Source organism: Rubidibacter lacunae KORDI 51-2 (genome assembly GCF_000473895.1).
GTDB lineage: Bacteria > Cyanobacteriota > Cyanobacteriia > Cyanobacteriales > Rubidibacteraceae > Rubidibacter > Rubidibacter lacunae.
Genome location: NZ_ASSJ01000006.1, coordinates 23960 through 40110 on the forward strand (window position 1 = coordinate 23960; position 16151 = coordinate 40110).

The following is a 16151-nucleotide window of genomic DNA, read 5'->3' on the forward strand; positions in this document are numbered from 1 at the left end:
TTATGAAGTTATTGCTGCAGTTTCTGCTGCCATCTTTGCCTCACGAACGCAGTGCAGGTAGTCCAAGCCCATACTGCGTTACTAGAGTCGCGAGGTTGCCGGTTGCGGACCGGCAGCGACCGGACGCGATCGCACCTCGTGCGTAAGCGCCTCCAGGGCAGTGCTAATCGCCACCGGATATGCTTCCGGAGCATCAAGCTTACGGGCGGATGGCGGCAGGCTCGCGATCCCGGTAACCGACCGCGCGCGAATCGCCGCGATCGCCTCCACCGGCTGCAATAACTGGCCCCTACGCATCACCCGCTGCAGTAAGGCGCGTTCTCCCGGTTGTGGCACCTCCTCCATCAAGGCCAAGCGATCGCCAGTAGCGCGATCGCCTTCGTAATGGCGGAAAATCTGCTTGCGTCCGGGGTAGGTTTCCTTGCGGTTGGAGGTCTTCATAGTCGAGATACTGTTAATTTCGACGAGCTTGTATACCCCATCGCAGAGCTGGCCGGTCACCAGACTCGTGCCGACGCCATAGCCATCGATGCACGCCCCTGCCGCCCGCAAGCGCGCGATTTCGTATTCGTCGATATTGCCGCTCGCAATAACGACTGCCTCAGGCAGGCGCTCGCGGACGGATTGCGACAGCTTGACGAGATCGCCCGAATCGATGCGCACGCCTGCAACGTGAAGGGTACCCGCGCGCACCCGCGCAGCCAGTCGATCGGCAGCCGCCACGGGATCGTAAGTGTCGATTAACAGCGGTGCCGAGGGGAAATAGCGCTGGAAGGCGGCAAAAGCTTCGTCTTCGCTGCCCTGCAACGCCGCGATCGCCATCACTAGCGAGTGCGCCATTGTCCCGCTCGGCTGCTGCCCGAGTTCTAGCGCTGCTAACACGTTCGATGTGGCGTCAAACCCGGCAATCAATGCCGCACGCGCCGCCCATAGGGCTCCTTGCGGGCTGCTCGCTCGGCGCGTTCCAAACTCCAGTAAGCGCGTCTTGGAGCCGGCGGCGTCGCGCATCCGCGCCGCCCGGGTGGCAATCCCGGTTTGGTAGTTCAGCGTATTCAGCAAATAGGTTTCGACCAGTTGTGCCTGCCATAATGGAGCCTCAATGCGCAATAGGGGTTCGTGCGCGAACGCAACCGTTCCTTCTGGTATCGCCCACACGTCGCCCGTGAATCCACCGGCCTGAAGCAACGACCAGAACTGCGGCGGTGCTCCGGCAAACAACCCCGTCGCCTCTAAAGCCGAGACCTGCTCGCCAGTAAATTTCAAATGCTTGAGATAGTCCAGCGCTTGCTCCAAACCGGCGGCGACTAGGTAGCCGCAACTATCGGGCAATTGCCGCAAGAACAACTCGAAGCTGGCTGGTGTTTCGGCAATCCCTTCGCCGACGTAGCACGCACTCATCGTTAGTTGATACAGGTCGGTCAGCAGCCCGTAGTCGTCCGTCTCCAGCGTTAGCGATCGCGTACCCATCGGTTTCTTACCTCTGCAATGGTTCGGCGGGCTGCCCCAATTATAGTGAGTTTCACCAAAACTGCCAGCGGTCGGACAAACTCGTCCTTGCCAAATTGTGAAAAGAATATGGGATGCCCCTAGCAAAAGCATCATGGTGAAAGGGAACGATCGGAAAGCACGCCGGCAAGTTGCTTATTTCGAGTGAATTCTGCAACCAAGTAAGTACCGCGATCGCCTGCCCGGTAATTGCCCATTTTTGGGGCTGCGCGCCCGGGTTATACCAGTTTGAAGTGACGATAACCCTCCGAACTGAGCGCTCGTGGCGATTCCGAAATTGCCCGCATCAAAATGACCTCAAGCCGATCGCGGCTCTCTCGGTTCGGTTTTTTGTTAAAGGGTATCTGTATAGAGAAGGTATCTTGATAAAAAGGAGCATTGAGCTATGGACAGCGCCGCGCTTAGGCTTGCTACTGCTGCGTGTCAAGCCCACCTTTCCATAGCGTCTAAGCTTTACTGCAGTTGCCATAGCAAACAACCATGCAGAACGAGCAGCTTGAAACAATAGGCAGGGCTCAGGGAGCAAGTTGGCATCCCCAAACACTGGAAAAGTTCAAGTGGCGTGGGCAGAGCAGCAGCTTTTCTACAACAGACTCTTCGCTTTTAGTTGTAGGTAGCTTTCTACGAGGCGATCGCTGATGCGGCTGGCTGGCTCATCCAAGATCGAGACTCCTTTTTGACGCAGCGGTGCGAACGCCGTTTGCCGTTGGGCGATAAGGTCGAGGGCAACGGCGCGCTCGCAGGCAGCCGTAGTATCGAGCGTGGGCTGGGCAGCGATCGCGTCGATTTGCGGGTCGCGCAGGGCAACGCAGAACGGCAGGTAGCGGGGCACCAAGCACAACATCGCTGTCAGCAACTCAGCCGAAGCAATGCGATCGACAATGTCAGTGAGCAAGACAACGAGGGCACGGCGGTGCTGCTGGGTAACCAAACGCGAGATCGCGCTGAAATAGTCGGGTTCGTGACGGACTGGCTGGAGAGGTGCGATCTTCTCGATGAGCTGGTTGAGATGCGGCTGACCGCGTTCGGGCGGGATCCAGGTAGTAACGTCGCGAGCAAATGCCCCGATGCCAACGCGATCGCCTCGGTGAATTGCCGCCATTGCTAGGGCTAGGGCCGAGTTGACCGCCCAGTCAAAGCGCTGCAACCCTTCAACGCGCGCGGTCATCAAGCGGCCGCTGTCGATCAACACGATCAGCGTTTGCTCTTTTTCCGGCTCCAGCACGCGGACGATCGGGCGGCTGCGGCGGGCTGTGGCTTTCCAGTCGATCGCGCGCGTGTCGTCGCCGCGTCGATATTCGCGCAGCTCGGCGAACTCGGTTCCGGTGCCCAACCGGCGGCGGCGCAGGGTTCCCGTGCTATCTAAGGCGAGGCGAATCGAGAGCGATCGCAGTGCTAGTAAATCGGGATAAACGGAGACAGTTTGCTGGGCGGGTATGCTCCAGTCGCGCCAGGCCAAGCCCAAGGGTCCGAGCTGGCGCATGCGGATGTCGGTCCAGGTGAATTCGCCGCGACGGTGTGGTTTTACCGAATAGACCAGGGTTTGCATCCGGTGTGCCTCGATGCGGAGCTGAAACTCCGGCGTCGAAACGGCAAATTCGTGCGGGTAGCCGTCGCGGATGCGAACGGGCGCGAAGCGATCGCCGGCTTCTACAGTCAGCTCCACCAAGTTGTCGCGACCGACCGACAGGTGCTCTAATGGCGTGCGAGCAATGCGGACGGCATGGCTCTGGGCTTGCCACGCGTCCCAATATGCCAAGCCGCAAACGATCGTGTTGAAGACCAGCGTCATGACAATACCGGTTTGCAGCCCGAAGAGAAGTGCCACCAACGGTCCGATCGCAATCCAGCTTGCAGTGAGAAAGTAGAAGCGCCGTGCCGGAATTGCGACAGGCGGTTTGCGTTTCTCCTTGCGGGCATCGATTGCCGCTTGAATTTCGTGAGCTCCAATTTGGTTCATGGCAGTACGGAAGCGATCCAGATCCAATCGTCAATTACTCTCGCGGGACGGGCACTTGCTTGAGGATGGCCGCGATCGCGCCTTCGACGTTTGCGCCGTCGAGTTGGGCATCGGGGCGCAGGATCAGCCGGTGGCGCAAGAGTGGCGGGGCGATCGCCTTGATGTCATCGGGCGTGACGAACTCGCGTCCGTCCAGCCACGCATGCGCCTTGCTGGCCTGCAACCAGGCAACCGCAGCCCGCGGCGACGCACCCAGCGCTAAATCGGACTGCTGGCGGGTTTTGCGTACGAGCGCGAGCAAATAATCGAGGATGTTATCGGCAACTAGGACAGCGCTGGCGTGCTGGCGTGCTTCTAGGATGTGCTCGACGGTCGCTATCGGCTCGATGTTTGCGAGATCCGGGCGCTTGCTGCGAAACCCGGACTGGACGTTTAATAACATCTGCTTTTCGGCATCGAGGTCGGGATAGTCGACGCGGAGCTCGAACAAAAAGCGGTCTAGCTGCGCTTCCGGCAGCGGATAGGTGCCTTCAAATTCCAGCGGATTTTGGGTCGCGATCGTCAAAAATAACTCCGGTAGCGGCAGGGTCTCGCCGTCAAGCGTCACCTGCTGCTCCTCCATCGCTTCCAAAAGCGCCGACTGGGTTTTCGGGGGCGTGCGGTTGATCTCGTCGGCTAACAGAATCTCAGTAAAGACCGGACCGCGCTTGAGGGTAAAGCTGCGGCTGTTTAAGTCGAACACATTGGTGCCCAGAATATCCGAGGGCAACACGTCTGGAGTGAGCTGTACCCGCCTGAACTGTGCCCGAACCAAACGCGCGAGCACTTTTACCAGCAGCGTTTTTCCCGTGCCGGGAACGCCTTCGATGATGATATGACCGCCGCCGAGCAAGGCGACGAGGAGTTGGCGCACCAGTTTGCTTTGCCCAACGACAACGCAGTTGAGGGCAGCGGCAAGGTCTTGAAATAACGCGTTGGGAGTCGTGCTAAGAATCATGGGATCGCGAGACAGATTGAAGATCGGGGGAAACCAGCGGCAGACGTGAATTGCAAGTGCAATCGGGTCCGAGTTTACCGCGAATCTTCAGCTCGGTGGATTGCCTGCCAGTGCTGGAGCCAGTCGAGCAGCTCGGTTTCGCTCGGGCGACGGCGACGCTCGCCTCTGAGCGCGAGCTTGAGTTCCTCTTCGCTGCCGCCGCACTGCACCCAGGCAGCGCGCAACTCGCGATCGCTGAGAGGAACGGTCCCGAGACCGAGTGCCTGCTGTAACTTCAGGCGTTCGGCTTTTCCAATAAGATCCGTCGCAAATTCGTAACGCTCGGCCTTGTAGATAGCCCCAGCTAGAGCGCTGATATAGGCCTGGCTGTTGTTCGTTTCGGGCGGGCGCAGCGCGATCGCGGGTCCGAAACGACGGTTAGCCGCGCTCAGGAAAATAATAAGGACGATAACGATTTGGAGGAAGGCAACGAACAGCGGCGTGCTGCTCAGATAGTCAAAGACGTTCTCCTGGCGCTCGACGGTAGCGGTGACGGCATCTTTGTAACCGTGGATATATTCGTCAACCCAGATCGGCCGGCCTGCATCGGCCCCGGCGAGGCGAGCGAGCAGGGCGAAATTGTTGGGGTAATCTTGGTAGGCGTTGGCAGCAAGGTGGGGCGTGATGACACAAATGGCGCGCCCGTCGCCGAGCGCGCGTTCCCAGACCGTCATGCCGTAGCGATCGCTGACGATTGGCTCGACCTCCGTCCCTTGGGCAGCGGGATCGAGGCGTCGCGTAGTCTGGATTCTGACTTCACCAACCGGGCTGTCCTGAAGCGTATCGAAGGGGGCAGTCGTCGGTGGTTGTCGCATGCCGAGGACGACCAGGGTGTTGCCGTCTTCTACCCAGCTCTGGAAAGAGCCCGGACCGCACTCCGATTGCATGTCTGCGGGGACGCGCATGTCTGGGGGAAGTTCTGGGTGCACGCGCACAAACGTTGCCGGCGCATTCAGCGCCTCGATATCGTGAGGGGGGCGCTGCCAGCGTTGGATCGGGTAGCCTCGCTCTTGCATGAAGGCATACCAGGCAGCGTAGCCGTCGGGGTTGCTGTTGTAAGTCGAGCCGCTGTTGGGGCGGCTGGCCGGAGCAAATAAGAGAACCCCCAAGAGCATGGCTCCGAGCAGGATCGCGCCAATGGTCCATAGTCGCTGTCGGGATTGGCTCATGACAGCTCCTGGAATGCTTGCAAGCAGCGGTTGTACAGTTCCGAGTCGGCTTCGGCACGACTAAAGCATAGCTGCTGATGTGCCACGAACAGCGTTCGATAGGCCCGCGCGTGCGGCAAGCCCCGCAAGAGTTGCAGGTACTCGCCGTCGGTGCGGCTGCTCTCTTGGTAAATGATGCCGTTGCTGTCGAGCTGCTGTAGGGTGGCGCGATACAGACAGAAGATACCTTGTCGGTAATTACCGCGTAGAGCTGCCGACCCCGCACGCTGCATCCACAAAGAGGCGGGCAGGTCGACAATGTCGGTCGGGGGGCGATCGCTAACGGACACTCGACCGTGGTCGCGAAGGTATGGGCGCAACAGTTTCCAGAGCTGCCAGAGTCCCCAGGCAATCAGCGCGACGAACAGGATCCAAAAAATGACGCGGCCCAGGTTGTCGAACCACTCGCTCCCTCTCCATTTGGGAACCGGGGGTACGGGGATGTCGGTAGACTGAAGCTCCAACCATTCGGAGAGTTTTTGGCTCAGCAGCCGCGCTCGCCAACCAAGTCCGTCTCTGGCAAACTCCTCTGCTGCCACGTTCCCTGCCCGCAAAGTGCATTTCTATCCTACGGGCGATCGCTCGCGATCGCATCCAGAAACCAAAAATGGGCTCAGGGCGTCACCGCCGAGTCCCGCGGCGATTACAAAACGTTGCACGGTGCAAGCGACAGCGAACGGGGCGCTTAACCTGAGAGAGAATGCTGCAAAGAACGTATTGATATCGCGCCAATAGACTTGGCGGTAGGTTCTGTTGCGCAAGTTTCCCTTACAGATTTACCGGTAACAGGTCGGTCTGAAGAGCAAACTTTTCTGGAGAGCACACTAAGAGGACTCATCATGATCGTAGGGAGCATAGCGGCACTGGTTTATGGCGCGCTCGCACTTGCGGGCGGTGTCATGGGCTACAAACAAGCTGGTAGTAAAGCATCGCTGATCTCCGGCATTATCAGCGGGGCGCTCCTCGTCCTCGGCGGTGTTTTGACATTGCTAGGGCAGGCGTGGGGACTGCTGCTAGCCGCGATCGTTGCAGGCTTGTTGATCGTCGTTTTCGTCGCGCGCCTCGCGAAAACGCGCAAGCTCATGCCCGCTGCACCGATGATCGTTCTCGGAGCGGTGTCACTTGCCGTCCTCGTCAATCAGATTTCCAACTCCTAGTGCTGCGGCAACTTGATTGCTGCGTCAACCGAAGACGTCCGGTTTGGCAACTTCGAAAATCATTGCTGGTAGAAGCTTGCGCGTTTGACTACCTCTATTGCTAAAGCTGACAGAGTAATAGTTTTGGTTTGCCAACTTGCGATTGCTACCGCGCGATCGCCCGCCTCGCGTGACTGCTCATCGATTGAGTGACTGCTCATCAAGTGACTGCTTTTCGTGGCCGCGCGAACGCCGCGCACCTGCTAACCCTGAAACCATTACCCCGCCCCCGCTCGAGATTGCCACCCATGGAGCCGAACCCGAATCCGATTGCCCCAGAGTCCGGCGCACCGCTATCGGAGGACACCGCGCAAGAATTGCTGCAAGCTTTACGACACAAGCAAGGCGGCTGGCTCGACTGGGGACGATTGCTCCAGCAATTGCACAAAGGCGGTCGCGCACCCCAAACCATTTTTGAAGAAACTGGCTTCGAACCGATCCACCAAAACCAACTGGCTGTTGCCGCCCAAGTCTTCTCCACCCTCGACCCCCTGAGCGACGCCACGCGATCGCGGTTGCTCCGAGACGGGAGCGAAATTGTCTACGAACTGCGCCAGCTGGATCGCGAACGTCGCGCGGGTGCTGCCGAGGCGATCGTTACCAAGCAGCTCGATATTCTGGGCGCGCGCGAAGTCGTCAAAGCCGTCAAAGATTTCTCGCGGCGATCGCACCTGCCGACGGGCTTCACCGATACCCCCGGCGATGCGGTGGCCTTCCAGTACTGGCAGTCGGCGCGCGGCAAAAAAACCTGCAGGACCGATCGCGAGCGATCGCGCGGGGGCTTCAGTTTGCCGAATCCATTGGCGCGCGCGAGCAGATCGAAAAACTTCTCAGCGACTTCACCGTCGTCCCGAGTCGCCGCGCGCCGATCCTGCCGCTTTACCGCATAGAAAGCGAGGAAGAACTCCCCTGCTTGATGCCGGTGGTGAATCTCGGTGACGATCCTGCCGGTGTAGAAGCCTGTCCGCGCCTGGAGCCAACCGGACCGTTCGGCATTGCAGCGATCGCGGGCGGTCGGTGGGTAGCGCTACCGGGGTGGAAATCCCTCCTAAACGCCGTGGCGCCGCTGGCCGTTGCCTGCACCAGCGAGGAGTTACCCGAACCGCCACCGGGTCGGTCCGAACCGGTTCTTGTCGTCGTCGATCGGGCCGGGACCAACTGGTCGCCGGACGGTTACTTCCTCTGCGAACGCGAGGGGGCTCTGGACCTGCAGTGGTTTGAGGTCGCTCCAGAAATCGCACTCCTCGGTCGCGTACTATTCGTGTTGCGTCCGAAGCGCATCATCGACGAGGACGCGATCGCCACTACTTGGGATCTCGACGAGTAGCGATGGCTTCCCCGCGCAGGAGGCTGGCCGATGTCAGCAAAGCAGATGTCAGCAAAGGTTATTCAGACCCTCGACCGGCACTCTTAAACAACCAACCGAGCCCGGTCGTCTAGTTTAGGAAGCGTGAAAAGTCCCTGGCAAACCGATCGCCGAAAATTGCCGCCCGGATGCTGCGCGTGAAGCGGATTAGCTCGGTAATGTTATGGATCGACAGTAGCGTGGCGGCCAGGATCTCGCGCGATCGCACGAGATGATGGAGATATCCGCGGCTGAACGTTTGGCAGGTGTAGCACTCGCACAGCGGGTCCAGTGGTGTGAAGTCCTCACGGAACTGAGCGTTCTTGAGGTTCAAGCGCTCTCCGCTCCGCACCAATGCCGTGCCGTGTCGCCCCAATCTTGTTGGGATCACGCAATCGAACAAGTCTACGCCGGCCGCGATCGCAATAGCCATCTCGCGATAAGTGCCAACACCCATCAGATAGCGCGGCCGATCTGCCGGGAGTAGCGGTGCTGTCGCCCGCACGATCGCGTGCATTGCCTCCACCGGCTCGCCCACGCTGACCCCGCCGATTGCGTAGCCGGGGAGATCCAACGCCACCAACTCCCGCGCCGCTTGCGTGCGCAGATCGAGATGCACTCCACCTTGCACGATGCCGAATAGCGCTTGGTCCGTGCGCTCGTGCGCCGTCATGCAACGCTCCAGCCAGCGATAGGTGCGTGCCGTTGCCGCTTCCACGGCTGCGCGCTCGGCAGGATACGGCGGGCATTCGTCGAAGGCCATGATGACATCAGCACCCAGAATATTCTGAATCGCTATCGCCCGTTCTGGCGTCAGGTCGATGATGTCGCCGTCGCGCGGCGATCGAAAAACCACGCCCCGCTCGGATACCTGACGCAGTTCGCTGAGGCTGAACACCTGGAAGCCACCGGAATCTGTCAGCATCGGGCCCGACCAGCCCATGAACGCGTGCAATCCACCTGCCTGCTCGACGATCGCCTCGCCCGGCTGCAAGTGAAGGTGATAGGTGTTTGCCAGCACCATCTGCGCCTGGCAGTCCGCTAGCTGCGCCGGTGTCACGCCCTTGACGTCGGCTAAGGTGCCTACCGGCATGAAACGCGGCGTATCGACGATGCCGTGGGGAGTGAAGAAGCGTCCCGCCCGCGCTCCCGTGACGCTGCACGTTGCCAGACACTCGAACTCGAATTGCGATCGCGTTTGTTCTCCCAATCCACTCTACCCTGCCAGCTCTACGCATAATGGTAGTGCGCGGTCAAAGCCGACCCTGTGGAAGTATCCAGATTGGAGTGTCTGCCCGCAGCCGGTAGGGGTCGAAGATCGACCGTGAAAGGCTCCGGCTACATCGATGCCCTAGCGCCCGCCTGACTAAAATGCATAACCGTCTTCGTCAAGCTGTGCGTCGCGCCGTGCCGACAGGACCTGAGCAACCATGACTTCGATTGCCGCTGTGTCGAGGCTGTGTTCGAGGGCGCGCTCGTGGAGCACGGTCGATTGAGGCGTCAGGCTCAGCTGCCGGTTATCCTGAACGAGGTCGAAAACGGTAGCGCCGTCCGGCGTCTGGGAGATTTCGAGATAGTCAAAACATTGAACGTTGATATAAAGGGCGCGGTTGACAACCAGTGTTGCCTGCAGCGCGTCGGCAAACACTTCAACCACGTAGCCATCACCTTCTTCCTCAAGCGAGCCCTCGAGCACGTGCCGGTAGTGCACGCGGCCGAGGTCGCCAAGCAGGCGGCGCATATCGTGTTTGTTGACAACCGTCCCCGTTCCAATAATGCAAGGTGCCGGGAGTGATTCGGGAATCTCGGAGTAAGTCATGGGGAGCCAACCCTAGCAGTGGGCAAGTCACAGCAGCATTAGACGCCGACGCTCCGAGTCGCAATCTTTACATGCGATTGCAGGGGGGTCACATGGTGCCGGTACATGCAAGCCGCCGAGAACGAAGTAATCGTCGTCAGACTTATTCAGTAAGTTACGACACAACGTCAATGTTAGCCCAAGATATGCACTGCGATTGCAAAAGTCTGCACAAAAGTACGTTGCACATTGATGCGCGTTCTTTCCGCCGACAGACACATCGATCGCAAAGGGGATCGCGGGAATGAGGTCGATAACCCAATCCGTATTTAGGCGAGCACAATCTATAACTCAGTCCCTCCTGGGCGCCGTTGCATTTTATACGGCGATCCCGCTACCCGCTTGCTGGGGGCTGGACTTCCAGCGCGTGGCGCGATGGGCGGCGCTCGTGGGGGTCGCGATCGGGGGAATACTCGGAGCAATCGACTTGCTGTTGGCTTGGAGCGGAATGCCGGCGCTGACCCGCAGTGCACTGGTGGTGGTGCTCTGGGTCTGGATGACCGGCGGACTGCACCTCGACGGCGCGATCGATACGGCGGACGGTCTGGCCGTTCTCGACCCGCAGCGACGCTTGACGGTCATGCGCGATAGCGTCGTTGGGGCGTTTGGCGCGATCGCTGGTGCGGCGATTCTCGTGCTCAAAACCGCCGCTCTCAGCGAAATTTCCACGTCGCGATGGCTGTGTCTGATGGCTGCGGCCAGCTGGTCCCGTTGGGGTCAAGTGGCGGCGATCGCCTTCTATCCCTATCTGCACCGAGAAGGGACCGGCCGCTTCCATAAGGACGGGCTGCAGTTGCCGCAAGATCTGCTTCTCGGTCTGGCAGTCGCCCTGGCCGTAAGCGGCGCAGCTGGCTGGCTTGGCTTCGCAATTGCCTCGGGTGGCGCGGCGACTGCATTAATCAGCGGCGCATGGCTGTACCGGTGCCTGGGCGGTCACACGGGCGATACCTATGGTGCCGTTGTGGAGTGGACCGAGGTGATGGTGCTATGTTGGTTGACCTGTTGGTTTGGATGAGTGTCGAACGCAGCTTAAAGCTGCAGGTTTTGCCTCGTCATGCTCCCAACGGCGGTCGAGAAACCTGCAGTTCTTGAGGATTGAGCATTGACGCGGTCGGCAATTCCGCTTGCAGGCTAAATTACCAAAAAGGAGCCAACCTTGTCACCCTGCGGCGAACGCGATGAAGCTGCTTGCGGAAGGTGACAGCAGTATTGCCAATAAGTGTGCCAATACCCGGGAAATTGGGCACCACCTGAGGCATCTCTTGTCGCCGCTGTTAACGGTAGAATCCCGATCTTTCGCTGCCAAACCAGCCGCGAGCTGGGAACCCAGTGCTTTCTTCAGCTCGTCTTAGCCATAGCCTGGCAGACGTTTCAGCGTTTGCAGCTCTAAGCGGAGGGCAAACGCACGCTAATCTCGACTTCACGACAGGATAGGAGTGTCAGCGAGCTGGCGCGACAGAACTCGGCTTTCCGTTCTCAACAAACACGGATCGAGCCGCGTATATTGCGCAAATCGAGCTGAGTTTCCGAGTATCTATTGGCTCTGGATCGGATCGTTCGTCGATTGAGTACCGCCATTGAGGGAAACTAGGAGCGGGCGACCGGGCGATCGGGCAAGCTCAGATAGAAAGCACGCCAAGCGGAGTATCAACATGACGCGTTCGGCCGGCCGAAAACCCAATCGACAACCGCGGAGTAAGCGGGCGCGCCGCCATCGCTACGGATGGTTCGACCTTTTGCCGTGCCTGGAAATTGCAGCACTATGGGCGTGGGGCTCTCTATTTCTCAAGTATTGGCTGAGCGGTCAGTTGCGCTTGCTTATCCATCCGAATTACATCTGGCTGGTAGTCCTGACAGGCATTCTGCTGTTACTCGTTGCTTGGCTCAAACTATCGCAGTTCATCGCTCGGAAGTCTCTTGCGCGAGTTGAGAACGGCAACAGCGCCGCCGAGATGTCCCCTCTGAGCTCGATCCCGCAGAATTGGAGCGTTGGCATTTTGCTCGTGACAGCGGCACTCGGGTTGGTCCTACCCCCAACCGTGCTCGCCAGTCGGATGGCGCTGCAGCGGGGAGTCAGTGAATCGCTACCGCTGACGCGAACGCAGCCTCAGTCCTTCCGCGCCAGCATCCAGCCCGAGGAGCGCTCGCTCGTCGATTGGGTTCGCACGTTCGATGCCTATCCCGAGCCTGATGCCTACCTCGGCCAGCCCGTCCGCATCGAAGGTTTTGTCATCCACGTGCCTGAGTTACCAGAGGACTACCTCTTGCTCGCGCGCTTTTTGGTAACCTGCTGCGCCGTGGATGCTTATCCGGTTGCCCTACCCGTGAAGATAGACGGATCGCGTCAAGCTTACCCGCCCGACACCTGGCTTGAAGTCATCGGCGAAATGTCCGTGGACACCCTGCCCTCCCTCGCTGTCGGCTCCAGAGCGCAACGCGATCGCCGTCAAGCGATTGTTGCAGCCCATTCCTTAGAAACCATCCCGACGCCAGACGATCCTTACAACTTCGAGCGTTAATGGTTCCGAACCCTGACAAGCATATTGCATTCACAAAGCAGCTTCGATTGTAAATTCCGGCTAGCACGGAGGCCGCTTATATACAAAAGCAGTTATTACTGCGATAGAAGATCGAAGTACACCATCGGCGAGTCTCGTTTGGTCCGTGTCCTTCAAAGTCCAGCCTTTTGAAACCATGCTCGAGGAGGTAAGAGTACCCCTCTCGATAACGTTCGCGATCGCTGTTATCCCAGACAATTGCGCCATCTTCGCGCAACGCTCCGAGTGAATTCTTGGCACAGGCGACACGGTCTCTGCCGTCAATAACCACGACATCGAACTCGCGATGATATTCGAGGATAGCCCGACTGTACTTCCCATCTTCACGCTCGTAATGGCGATAGTCCACGTTTGATGGGACGCGCTCCTTCATCGAGGTATACCACTTGGCATCGTGCTCGCAGGCAACAACACGAGCGACTCGTTGGCTCCACCAAAACGTTGAGTTGCCACTCCCGTATTCAAATACAGCCATATCCCGTTGTATCCTCTTGCTCAAGAAGGCAATTGCCGGATAGGTAAGCCACGGCAAACAATTGCCACAGCGATCGACCGGCATCGCTTCCTCCATACTCCTGAACCAACCGATCTCCTCTAATGCGGGCTCAAGACTCTTACAAAGAAGCAGCCTTTTACCCTTCTTGCTGCGCGACAAGGCAGTTCTTACGAGCGTTTCCACGGATTCGTACATGGGCTATTTCTACTTTGATATCGGGCGATCGCTATTGAAGAATAGATGACTGAAACAGCTCGTTGGTTGAGGTATAGCCTCGCTCGGTGAAATAAGGTTCACTAGGAAAAAAATCGAAATTTAAATTTGGGTTGCTTGGCGTGTCCACCACTGATTCGAGCTCCGCTATAATCACATGCAATTAAGGAGATCTCCGTCCACACGAACGAGCTCTTACCCTTCTGAAAACAGCTTATTTGTTACTCTATCGCGTTCTAGATTGCAAAAATATAGCACTGAATACAGGGCACCTCGATAAAATGCGCGATTTTTAGTGCTTTGGCTACTGAAATACCCATGCTGCTGTGCCTACGTTCGGTCTTGAGCGAATTAATCGATGTGCCCTACAGAATGACTCCAGTTGTTTATCACGAATGTGGAGCCTGAGGTGGGCGATGCAATTTACTGTTACAAAAGCTGGGTCGGAGGTCTTCTGAAGCCGCAAATTGCATGTCTAGACAGCGGGCGATCGCGTAATTGGACCTCGCAATTGGCTGCGCTCCGAAACCTGCTTGCCAGTATCGACAGTGGTCTGTCCATTGCTTGTCATCGCCACCAGAACCGGTCCGAGGTATAGCTTGTGCAAGCTCTTACTCGGTTGCTTGGCAGTCAGGGGCTGGTGAGGGCACAACTACGTTCGGCTTCTGTCGGAGTCGTTGTTATAGGAGTGGTTATCGAGCGAGCGAATCAAATGTTATCAGCATCTGTAGTTCTCGGCCGGCCTCGCGATCTTGGCATCGAGGTAGGTAGTATATGCTGAGATTGAAATCTGGCATAATCATCTGCACGCCAAAACTACTATTATCTGTACATTACATTGGGCACGAGCAACGTCAAGTAGGGATCGAGCAGGGATCGAGTATGGATCGATTAGAGATTAGGAGCTCAGGAGGAGAATCGGGATGTTTGAACCGCTTCTTGTTAAGGCTTTTTTAGCTGGGATAGTGAGTGCTTGCTCGATGCCTTTGGGTTCTTTGACCGCACTCTACTGGCGTCCGAACAACCAAATCGTTTCCTTTTTGATGGCCTTTGGAGGAGGAGCATTGCTGGCGGCGCTGGTGATCGATCTCGTTGGAAGTGCTACGGAGAAGGGACATTTACTAGAGTTGATAGTCGGCGCGATTGCGGGGAGTTTATTGTTTACTGCTGCCAATCGAGCGATCAACCATTCTGGAGGCTTCTTACGCAAACCTTCCACAACCCTCGTTCACTTAACTCAGAAGGAGTCGCGTCAATTTGCAGAACACCGATCGCGAGTCAAGCGTATCGATCTGTTTCGGGACTTAGAACAGTCCGATCGACAGAAACTCGCACAGTATTTGCTCGTCGACTACCATCCTTTGGGGACGGTCATTTATCAGCAAGGCGATCCTAGCGAAAGTCTGTACATCATTGAAAAAGGTAGTGTTACCCTGCATGCTCCAGGTTCCAAAGCACAACTGCCCACTCGTTTGAGTGCGAACGATACCTTCGGTATGATGGCGTTTCTGACGGGTTGCCCTCACCAGACAGTGGCGATCGCGACAACGGCTCTTAAGCTAAACATCCTACCGCGATCGGATTTCGAATCCCTGCTCCAAAGCTCGCCAAGCTTAGTACGAAATACGGCGTCATTTCTACAAAGCGAAGCCGTTGCAGAATATCTCCAGAAACGTCACGGACTGGGTCTAGCTCGAGTTAGGGAATGGGTCGGATCTAGCGTGCAGAGCTTGGTTCGTGAAAGTGCTATCCCCCCAGCAGTGGAAGTCACTCACAAACCCGATGAGTTTATTGACATGGCTCACCGAGTGCGCCGGCTGCCGATTTTCAAGCATCTTCCCGCGGAAGACTTACAAAAAATTGCCGATCGCCTCATCTACTTACAGCGAGATGACGGTCATATTTTCTTCCAGCCCCAAGAGGCATCCGATCGCCTCTACATCATCCATATGGGGGAAGTGGAAATTGTCTACCCCACGCACTACCAAAAACCACCCAAGGTCCTAATTGCAGGTGATGTGTTCGGAGAACTGTCCTTTGTTACGAGCGCGACGCATACGGTAACGGCGATTGCTAAAACTGATGTCAGCGTTTGGGTGCTGAGAAAACAGTTTTTCGACGAGATACTGCTTCAGTCCCGAATATTGGAAGACAATGTCAGAGAGTTTTTGGGACAAACAAAGCTTAAGAATTACTTGCAAACCAGACAAAATTTCGAGCCGGCAAAAGCTGGGGAATGGATCCAGAGTGCCATGGCAACCATGAATGCCGGTCACCTCATTCCATCGGTAGCCGCAATGACAAATGCTGTTGAGGAACATAAAAATGCCCCCATGGCGATCTGGTTGGGCTTGTTAATCGATGCTATTCCCGAAGCCCTGACCATTGGCGCGCACCTGGTGACATCTCCGCTGAGTTCATCCCTGCTTGCAGGGTTATTTATTGCCAACTATCCCGAAGCGTTTTCCAGCTCCCGGGGAATGAGACAGCAGGGATTCTCGCTTTTCCGAATCTTCTTGATGTGGTCGTCAATTATGTTAATAACAGGCATTTTGGCTGCTGTCGGCGCCGTCGTGTTTACTGACGTTCCAGACGCGCTCGTCTCGCTGTTGGGGTCGATCGCTGCTGGTGCCATGCTGACAGTCATTTCGGAAACAATGTTGCCAGAGGCTTATGCGATGGGAGGTTCGGTAGTCGGGCTCTCTACAGTGATGGGTTTTTTGATCGTTATCTCGATCGTCCATTTAGCCCCCCACTAAATCGCCGCCAGCCCAA

Annotated in this window: 14 protein-coding genes; 6 read left to right on the forward strand and 8 right to left on the reverse strand. The window is 57.4% G+C overall.

Annotated elements, in window-relative coordinates:
• Positions 1-81: 81 nt before the first annotated feature.
• The 5 genes from KR51_RS01915 to KR51_RS01935 form a co-directional block, all read right to left on the reverse strand.
• Positions 82-1467, reverse strand: a complete 1386-nt coding sequence (locus KR51_RS01915) for a nicotinate phosphoribosyltransferase (protein ID WP_022604270.1) — start codon at positions 1465-1467, stop codon at positions 82-84.
• Between the two features lie 622 nt (positions 1468-2089).
• On the reverse strand, positions 2090-3466 hold the full coding sequence (locus KR51_RS01920) for a DUF58 domain-containing protein (RefSeq protein WP_022604271.1): 1377 nt from the start codon (positions 3464-3466) through the stop codon (positions 2090-2092).
• 34 nt (positions 3467-3500) lie between these two features.
• A complete protein-coding gene (locus tag KR51_RS01925) occupies positions 3501-4463 on the reverse strand; it encodes an AAA family ATPase (protein WP_022604273.1) in 963 nt (320 codons plus the stop codon).
• A 74-nt stretch (positions 4464-4537) separates the two neighbouring features.
• Positions 4538-5671 carry a DUF4350 domain-containing protein gene (locus tag KR51_RS01930; protein ID WP_022604274.1) on the reverse strand — a complete coding sequence of 378 codons (1134 nt, stop codon included), beginning with the start codon at positions 5669-5671 and terminating at the stop codon, positions 4538-4540.
• Complete coding sequence (locus KR51_RS01935; RefSeq protein ID WP_022604275.1) at positions 5668-6249, reverse strand: DUF4129 domain-containing protein; 582 nt, start codon at positions 6247-6249, stop codon at positions 5668-5670. The genes KR51_RS01930 and KR51_RS01935 overlap by 4 nt, the downstream gene beginning before the upstream one ends.
• Before the next feature lie 300 nt (positions 6250-6549).
• On the opposite strand from KR51_RS01935, the gene KR51_RS01940 reads away from it, so the two are divergent.
• The 3 genes from KR51_RS01940 (at position 6550) to KR51_RS20480 (ending at position 8233) form a co-directional block, all read left to right on the forward strand.
• Entirely contained in the window at positions 6550-6867 is a 318-nt protein-coding gene (locus tag KR51_RS01940; protein ID WP_022604276.1) for a TMEM14 family protein, read from the forward strand.
• 287 nt (positions 6868-7154) lie between these two features.
• The gene (gene raf1, locus KR51_RS20475; RefSeq protein ID WP_408638077.1) at positions 7155-7796 is read left to right on the forward strand and encodes a RuBisCO accumulation factor 1; all 642 of its coding nucleotides are present in this window, start codon (positions 7155-7157) and stop codon (positions 7794-7796) included.
• A 26-nt stretch (positions 7797-7822) separates the two neighbouring features.
• Positions 7823-8233, forward strand: coding sequence for a RuBisCO accumulation factor 1 (locus KR51_RS20480; RefSeq protein WP_232214502.1), 411 nt, complete (start codon positions 7823-7825; stop codon positions 8231-8233).
• 109 nt (positions 8234-8342) lie between these two features.
• Here the strand turns inward: KR51_RS20480 and tgt are convergent, their stop codons facing one another.
• Positions 8343-9461, reverse strand: a complete 1119-nt coding sequence (tgt, locus tag KR51_RS01955; RefSeq protein WP_022604277.1) for a tRNA guanosine(34) transglycosylase Tgt — start codon at positions 9459-9461, stop codon at positions 8343-8345.
• A 156-nt stretch (positions 9462-9617) separates the two neighbouring features.
• A complete protein-coding gene (locus KR51_RS01960) occupies positions 9618-10070 on the reverse strand; it encodes a hypothetical protein (protein ID WP_022604278.1) in 453 nt (150 codons plus the stop codon).
• Positions 10071-10353: 283 nt separating this feature from the next.
• On the opposite strand from KR51_RS01960, the gene cobS reads away from it, so the two are divergent.
• Positions 10354-11124, forward strand: a complete 771-nt coding sequence (gene cobS / locus KR51_RS01965) for an adenosylcobinamide-GDP ribazoletransferase (protein WP_022604279.1) — start codon at positions 10354-10356, stop codon at positions 11122-11124.
• A gap of 637 nt (positions 11125-11761) precedes the next feature.
• Positions 11762-12628 (forward strand): TIGR03943 family putative permease subunit, encoded by an 867-nt coding sequence (locus KR51_RS01970; RefSeq protein WP_022604281.1) that lies wholly within the window; start codon positions 11762-11764, stop codon positions 12626-12628.
• A 76-nt stretch (positions 12629-12704) separates the two neighbouring features.
• Here KR51_RS01970 and KR51_RS01975 read toward each other — a convergent pair whose 3' ends face one another.
• Positions 12705-13238, reverse strand: coding sequence for a class I SAM-dependent methyltransferase (locus KR51_RS01975; RefSeq protein WP_156914918.1), 534 nt, complete (start codon positions 13236-13238; stop codon positions 12705-12707).
• A gap of 1061 nt (positions 13239-14299) precedes the next feature.
• On the opposite strand from KR51_RS01975, the gene KR51_RS01980 reads away from it, so the two are divergent.
• Entirely contained in the window at positions 14300-16135 is a 1836-nt protein-coding gene (locus KR51_RS01980) for a cyclic nucleotide-binding domain-containing protein (protein WP_022604285.1), read from the forward strand.
• Positions 16136-16151 lie beyond the last annotated feature (16 nt).

Coding starts and splice junctions, on each gene's coding strand:
- KR51_RS01920 (WP_022604271.1), bottom strand. CDS start 3,466: ATGAACCAAATTGGAGCTCACGAAATTCAAGCGGCAATCGATGCCCGC.
- KR51_RS01975 (WP_156914918.1), bottom strand. CDS start 13,238: ATGGAGGAAGCGATGCCGGTCGATCGCTGTGGCAATTGTTTGCCGTGG.
- KR51_RS01930 (WP_022604274.1), bottom strand. CDS start 5,671: ATGAGCCAATCCCGACAGCGACTATGGACCATTGGCGCGATCCTGCTC.
- cobS (WP_022604279.1), top strand. CDS start 10,354: ATGAGGTCGATAACCCAATCCGTATTTAGGCGAGCACAATCTATAACT.
- KR51_RS01940 (WP_022604276.1), top strand. CDS start 6,550: ATGATCGTAGGGAGCATAGCGGCACTGGTTTATGGCGCGCTCGCACTT.
- KR51_RS20480 (WP_232214502.1), top strand. CDS start 7,823: ATGCCGGTGGTGAATCTCGGTGACGATCCTGCCGGTGTAGAAGCCTGT.
- KR51_RS01970 (WP_022604281.1), top strand. CDS start 11,762: ATGACGCGTTCGGCCGGCCGAAAACCCAATCGACAACCGCGGAGTAAG.
- KR51_RS01925 (WP_022604273.1), bottom strand. CDS start 4,463: ATGATTCTTAGCACGACTCCCAACGCGTTATTTCAAGACCTTGCCGCT.
- KR51_RS01915 (WP_022604270.1), bottom strand. CDS start 1,467: ATGGGTACGCGATCGCTAACGCTGGAGACGGACGACTACGGGCTGCTG.
- KR51_RS01980 (WP_022604285.1), top strand. CDS start 14,300: ATGTTTGAACCGCTTCTTGTTAAGGCTTTTTTAGCTGGGATAGTGAGT.
- raf1 (WP_408638077.1), top strand. CDS start 7,155: ATGGAGCCGAACCCGAATCCGATTGCCCCAGAGTCCGGCGCACCGCTA.
- KR51_RS01960 (WP_022604278.1), bottom strand. CDS start 10,070: ATGACTTACTCCGAGATTCCCGAATCACTCCCGGCACCTTGCATTATT.